The 5890-nt window shown below is 63.2% G+C and carries 8 protein-coding genes; 4 read left to right on the top strand and 4 right to left on the bottom strand.

Annotated features, from left to right (window positions below; genetic code table 11):
* On the top strand, nt 1-435 hold a 435-nt coding region (locus tag Q0A15_RS01750), incomplete at its 5' end, for an aminotransferase class I/II-fold pyridoxal phosphate-dependent enzyme (protein ID WP_291277822.1).
* Between the two features lie 83 nt (nt 436-518).
* Here the strand turns inward: Q0A15_RS01750 and Q0A15_RS01745 are convergent.
* Complete coding sequence (locus Q0A15_RS01745) at nt 519-1040, bottom strand: dihydrofolate reductase family protein (protein WP_291277821.1); 522 nt, start codon at nt 1038-1040, stop codon at nt 519-521.
* A 193-nt stretch (nt 1041-1233) separates the two neighbouring features.
* Between Q0A15_RS01745 and Q0A15_RS01740 the strand changes: the two genes are divergently transcribed.
* On the top strand, nt 1234-1608 hold the full coding sequence (locus tag Q0A15_RS01740) for a VOC family protein (protein ID WP_291277820.1): 375 nt from the start codon (nt 1234-1236) through the stop codon (nt 1606-1608).
* A gap of 276 nt (nt 1609-1884) precedes the next feature.
* Here Q0A15_RS01740 and Q0A15_RS01735 read toward each other — a convergent pair whose 3' ends face one another.
* From Q0A15_RS01735 to Q0A15_RS01725, 3 genes are all read right to left on the bottom strand, one after another.
* Nucleotides 1885-2262 (bottom strand): PH domain-containing protein, encoded by a 378-nt coding sequence (locus Q0A15_RS01735; RefSeq protein ID WP_291277819.1) that lies wholly within the window; start codon nt 2260-2262, stop codon nt 1885-1887.
* 125 nt (nt 2263-2387) lie between these two features.
* Complete coding sequence (locus Q0A15_RS01730; RefSeq protein ID WP_291277818.1) at nt 2388-2924, bottom strand: hypothetical protein; 537 nt, start codon at nt 2922-2924, stop codon at nt 2388-2390.
* Nucleotides 2917-3471 (bottom strand): hypothetical protein, encoded by a 555-nt coding sequence (locus Q0A15_RS01725; protein WP_291277817.1) that lies wholly within the window; start codon nt 3469-3471, stop codon nt 2917-2919. Before Q0A15_RS01725 ends, Q0A15_RS01730 begins: the two co-directional genes overlap by 8 nt.
* Before the next feature lie 375 nt (nt 3472-3846).
* On the opposite strand from Q0A15_RS01725, the gene Q0A15_RS01720 reads away from it, so the two are divergent.
* Nucleotides 3847-5409, top strand: coding sequence for a long-chain fatty acid--CoA ligase (locus Q0A15_RS01720; RefSeq protein ID WP_291277816.1), 1563 nt, complete (start codon nt 3847-3849; stop codon nt 5407-5409).
* Nucleotides 5410-5430: 21 nt separating this feature from the next.
* On the top strand, nt 5431-5890 hold a 460-nt coding region (locus tag Q0A15_RS01715), incomplete at its 3' end, for a phosphotransferase (RefSeq protein ID WP_291277815.1).

The raw sequence follows: 5890 nt of genomic DNA, 5'->3' as shown, positions 1-5890 counted from the left end.
GGTGGATATGTTTCGGGGCGCGCGGAGATAGTGCAGTTGCTGCGGCAGGTGGGCAGGCCATATCTCTTCTCCAATTCCGTGGCGCCGTCCATCGCGGCCGCTGCCCTGCGTTCCCTGGAACTGGTGGCGACGGCCGGGGAGCTGCGGGAACAATTGCAAGCGAATGCGCGGTTGTTCCGCGAGCGGATGACGTCCGAAGGGTTCGACCTCCTAGAGGGCGAGCATCCCATCATCGCCGTGATGTTCGGGGATGCGAACGTGGCTGCCAGGATGGCCGATGAGATGTTGGCCCGTGGCGTGTACGTCACCGCCTTTACGTATCCGGTGGTGCCCAAGGGCAAGGCGCGCATCCGTGTCCAACTCTCCGCTGCGCACAGTGCAGTCGATATCGAGGCTGCCGTGTCGGCCTTCGTCCATGCGCGGGCCGCCGTATAGCCGCATACGCCGACCCGACGCGCGTGCCTGTACGGCGAGATTCGTCGTGGTGTAGGCCGAAACTCCAGTGTCGGAAGAACTGGTTATTTGTGTACTCGGTAGCGGGTGCAGGCGAAATCTCGGTTGCGGACCACGTTCAACAGGTCCAGCTGCAGCGGGCGCGTGAAAAGTGGCTGCCCGGATCCCAGCATCACGGGTGCGATTTGGATCCACCCCTCGTCAAGCAGATTCGCCTCCGCGAATTGCGCGGCCAGGTCGCCACCTCCCATGACCCAGACGTTCTTCCCATCGGCTGATGCAGCGATCCGGTCGAAGGCGTCGGCAGGGTCGCCCTGGACGAAGCGCACGTCCGCTGCCTCAAGCACGTCGAGGTCACGGTGGGTGAAGACCCAGGCCGGCTGCGTGTATTCCCACGATTCCTGATTGCGCAGCAACCATTGGTACGTGGACGATCCCATGACCAGAGCGCCGACGCCTGCCATGAACTGGGTCTCCGGCATGGTCGCTTCCCAGTCGAAGTCCTGCTTGAACAGCCACTCGAGAGAGTGGTCGGTCGTGGCGATGAAACCGTCCAGCGACGATGCTGTGTAGAAGTAGGTTGCCATCGGCCCATCCTAACGAGGGGCTCGGTCGGCACGCCCTCGATGGAGCATCTCGCGGCTTGGTAGGGTTGCCGCGATGATGACCAGTCAGGCAGGCACCTGCCGCTCCCGGGACGGCTATCTGGTCGTGTCCTGATCCGCGCTCCTCCTGGTGTTCTGAACGTACTCACCCCATTCGGAACACATCAGGAGAAACATGACCGCACACTTCAACCACACCATCATCGCCTCGACGGATTCCGCCGAGATGGCACTTTTCTATCGAGACCTGCTCGAAGCCGATGAGGCCCCTTCGTGGGGACCCTTCGTGAACATCCAGATCGGCGGCGGCATCTTGTTGCAATTCGCGACGCCGCCCATCGACTTCCCGCCGCAGCACTATGCATACCTGGTGGATGACCAGCACTTTGACCGCGCCTACGCCATGCTCGTGAGTCAGGGGCGGGAGCATTGGGCAGACCCACAACGCACTCGACCGGGCGAGATCAATCACGAGCATGATGGCCGTGGCGTGTACCTGCTCGATCCATCAGGGCACTACCTGGAGCTCTTCACTCGTCCGTACCTGTGACGCCGACGCCTGGGCAGTGAGGCAGTGGCGCCAGTGCAGGGGCGATCTGACGCCAGTGGATGGAGACCTGGCCTGGTGCATGGAGAAACTCCAGTGGAAGGAATTCTGGGCAAGACCGCCTTCCGCTGGAGTTTCCCCGTCCGCTGCATCAGAACTCCATGCGTTGGCGCAAGCTTGGTCGAGGAAAATGCTGCTGATCAGAACTCACACATTTCAATCGCCGACGAATGCGAGGAGTGTGCTCCAAGATGGTAGCCCTGAGCTTCTCCGTTCTGCTCAGTGGGCTGGACTGTTCAGGACCGCCCAAGCGATCAGTGAATCCAGGCGTCGAATGTCCGCTCCTTTCCCGACCTTGATCTTGATGTGTCCAGCCTTGGTCCACAGTTCGATCTCGGCGTTGAAGTCTAGTAGCCTGCCAGCGTTCTCGGATGACCACATATTGATCGACGAATACGGCAACGAATAGACCTCAACCTTCTTGCCGGTCATGCCTTGGGCATCCCGGACGATAAGCCGTTTGGTGGTGAAGGTCGCTGTGTCACGCACGGTCTTGAACGATGCCACGGCCTCTTCGCCCGGCAGCAGTAGCTCGCGCAGGTCCGGGGGTGTGGGAACCTCGGTCATGAAGGTCCAATTGAGGGCAGGGGTATCCACGGGAATCCTTTCGATGGGGGTGTGCGAATGGCCGGAGTCAGCTCAAGGGTGATGGGGTGAGAGTTGCTGCGCGGCCACGAATAACATTGCCGCACCGCCCGCGCCCCCGGTGAACGGTCGATTCGCTAGGGAAGCGTCACGACTGGCTGGGGTTCGAGACGGCGTACCGCCCCACAGCCGATGGGGTGCACTGCCAGGTCGCGGATGGGCTGAAGAAGGTCCCGGACTTTCTCCAGGTCGGTGGTTCCGCAGGCTCCTTGCAAATCGCCTTGAGCAAGCCGCGAATCAAGGCCGTCCAAGGCGACAACAATCGCGTTCAGTCGATCCCGAGGTTCCGTCCTCGGGATCACGGCCTTGTACAGCCCCTCCCTCTGAAAAGAAGGGCACTCGACGGCGCACTTCTCGGCCGCGTCGAGCTGCTCGATGATTTCGCCGCTGAGTCGGTAGTGCTCCTTGAGTGGCATCACTTTCCGCTGCAGTGCGGAAGCCAGCCTAGCGACCGGACCGCGTGAATCTCCGGGAAACAGGTCGGTGAGTGCGACCCCAGACTCTGTTAGTTGCTCTTCCATCCAAGCTTTCCAACGAAGAGTCTTGACCGCGTCCTGGTCAACCTCATCAGGCAGGATGTCCCCAACGTTGATAGCGCGGGAGTCTTCACGCATGTTTGTCTCCCGCCGTCCACAGAGCAGAATCGACTTGCTGCGGCGTCCAGTCAAGCTTCTTGGCGGTGGCGTCAATCAATTCGACGCCGTAGTCATACGAGCGGAATCCCACTCCCGCGGCTGCGAAGGAGCGCTTGATGCGCGAATCGATGGCACGAGCCTGATCTGAGCCCAGCAAGATGTCCACGTAGTCGCGCGTCTTCTTGCCGACATTGCGGATTCTGATCAGCTTGCTGCGAAGATCGTCCCGGCGGTCCGGCCTGTCCGCGGAATCTGACACCTTGGTGAAGGCGGCACGCGCTTCTTCTACTGTGTCCAACCCCTCGGCCGCGAACAGCTTGGCGACGTCTTCAATGACCTGCCACTTGCTGGGGCTGTTGTAGATGGATCGGCGGTCCGCCTCGGTGGAGGACTGTAACCATGCGACGAGTTCGGTAGTGGTTGGCTTGTCCTTCAAGCTGTCGCGAACCTTGTGCACGCGGGGCACCACGGTGGTTTCATACTTTGCGCGACGCTGGAACGCCAGATCTGCGATCAGCGCTCCCATGTGGGAATATCCGGCTTTGTGCGCCGGAGGCTCTGGGGATTGAGATTGGACGAAAGTAGCCAGCCGAGACGCGTCGGCGGGATCGAGTGATGTCATGGATTGAGTATGCATCAAGGGTCCGACGGATTGGTGGCCGGGATGGCGACTCTCGAAAGCAATGCCAGTGCAGGGAGAAGAGGCGGCGTGGTGTACGGAGAAACTCCAGTGTCGGGAGAATCTGCCCAGATCTGCCGACGCCAGGTTCAGTCCGACCGACGGCAGGGCCAGACCTGCCGACGCGAGCAGCAGCCCACCGAAGCACCCCGGTTTGACATCTAAGTTACTCACGAGTTGGATATGTGGCACGGCTCACATATCCCTCGATGCGGAGGACCCATGTCCCAAACCGGCTTCACTGGCATCAACGTCGCGTCCGTCCTGTACGAAAGCTCCCGCAACCATTCCGACCGCATCGCGGTCTCGATGGGTCCGCAGTCCATCACATACAAGGACCTGTGGGATCAGACGCTCAGCTATGCAGGCGCGCTGAAGGCCAAGGGGATCGGTGAAGGGTCCAAGGTCGCAGTCCTGATGCCCAACGTCCCGGACTTCCCGCGCGTCTACTACGCGATCCTGGCCCTGGGCGCCACGGTGGTTCCGGTGCACGCGCTGCTGAAGCGTCACGAGATCAACTACATCCTGTCCGACGTCGGCGCCGACCTCTTCGTGGTCGCCGCGCCTCTGCTGGGTGAGGGCGCGGCCGGAGCCGCCGAAGCCGGAGTCGAGGTGTTGACCGTCCTGGCCCCTGAGGAACTGGGCACCACCCGCCTGGAAGACCTCGCCAAGGACGCCACCCCCATCGAGGGTCTGCTCTACCGTCACCCCGAGGACATCGCGGCCACGCTCTACACCTCCGGCACCACCGGTAAGCCCAAGGGCGCCAAGCTCTCCCACTTCGCCCTGCTGGAGCAGACCTCGACCCTGTTGGCCGGCGGCGTCTTCGAACTGACACATGAGGACAAGCTGCTCGGCGCCCTGCCGATGTTCCACATCTTCGGTCAGACCGCGGTCCTCAATGTCGGTATCAGAGCCGGCGCGGAGATCGTCATGGTCCCCAAGTTCAACCCTGCCGAGGCCTGGGACGCACTGCTCGATCAGGGCATCACCATCATCGCCGGTGTCCCCACCATGTACGTGGGACTGATCGAGGCTGCGCGCGGTCGCGAGGGTACTCCGACCCAGCTGAAGTACGGCATCTCCGGAGGAGCGGCCCTGCCGGTCTCCATCCTGCAACGCTTCGAGCAGATCTCTGGCGGAGCCAAGATCCACGAGGGGTATGGCCTCACCGAGACGGCGCCGGTGGTCACGTTCAATCATGTGGGCCGCCCGACCCGCCCGGGCACCATCGGCCAGCCCATCTGGGGTGTGGAGGCAGAGATTGCCGATGCCACCGACCCCACCGGGATCACCCTGCTGCCGCACGGCGAACTCGGCGAGATCGTGGTCCGCGGCCACTGCCTCTTCTCCGGATACCTGAACCGCGACGACGCCACCGCGGAGGCCGTGGTGGACGGCTGGTTCCGCACCGGGGACCTGGGCACCAAGGATGACGACGACTACATCACCATCGTGGACCGCAAGAAGGACATGGTGCTGCGCAACGGCTACAACGTCTACCCGCGCGAGGTGGAGGAGGCCATCCTCACCCACCCCGAGATCACCAATGTGGCCGTCTTCGGCGTCCCGGACGAGAAACACGGTCAGGAGATCGCCGCTGCCGTCACCCTCGCTGCCGAATCGAGTCTGACCGAGCAGGACATCGTGGACTACGCCTCCGAGCGCCTCGCAGCCTACAAGTTCCCCCGCCAGGTGCACCTGGTCAAGGAGTTCCCGCTCGGCCCCTCCGGCAAGATCCTCAAGCGCGAACTGGTGGCCCAGTACTCCGACCAGGACGCCTGAGTGTTCGTCTAGGCTGGACGGATGATTCCGGCCGCAGACGTACAGATCGACGTCCCCCTCGTGCGGCGCCTGCTCCAACAGCAGGCGCCGCACTTGGCGTCCCTGCCGCTGGACATCGCCGCCGAGGGCTGGGACAACGTCATGGTCCGGGCAGGGGATGACCTGGTGGTCCGCCTGCCGCGGCGAGAACTGGCGGCCGGCCTGGTCGTGAACGAGACCACGTGGGCGCCTCGACTGGCGCCCGGGCTCCCGCTGCCCATCCCGGTTCCGCGCTTCGTGGGGTGGCCGGGCTGCGGATACCCCTACCCGTGGGCGGTCACCGACTGGCTTCCTGGGACCACCGCCGACGCGTTCAGCGCGCGCGAGCGCGACGCCTACGCGCCCCAGTTGGCACGCTTCCTGGCAGCCTTCCATCGGCCCGCGTCCATGCTGCTTTCCATGCCCGACGACGCGTCCCCGCCTTCCGTGGCGGCGTCGCCCG

The sequence above is a fragment of the Galactobacter sp. genome, assembly GCF_022712295.1.
Taxonomy (GTDB): Bacteria; Actinomycetota; Actinomycetes; order Actinomycetales; family Micrococcaceae; genus Galactobacter.
This window is presented reverse-complemented; position numbering and strand designations above follow the sequence as displayed.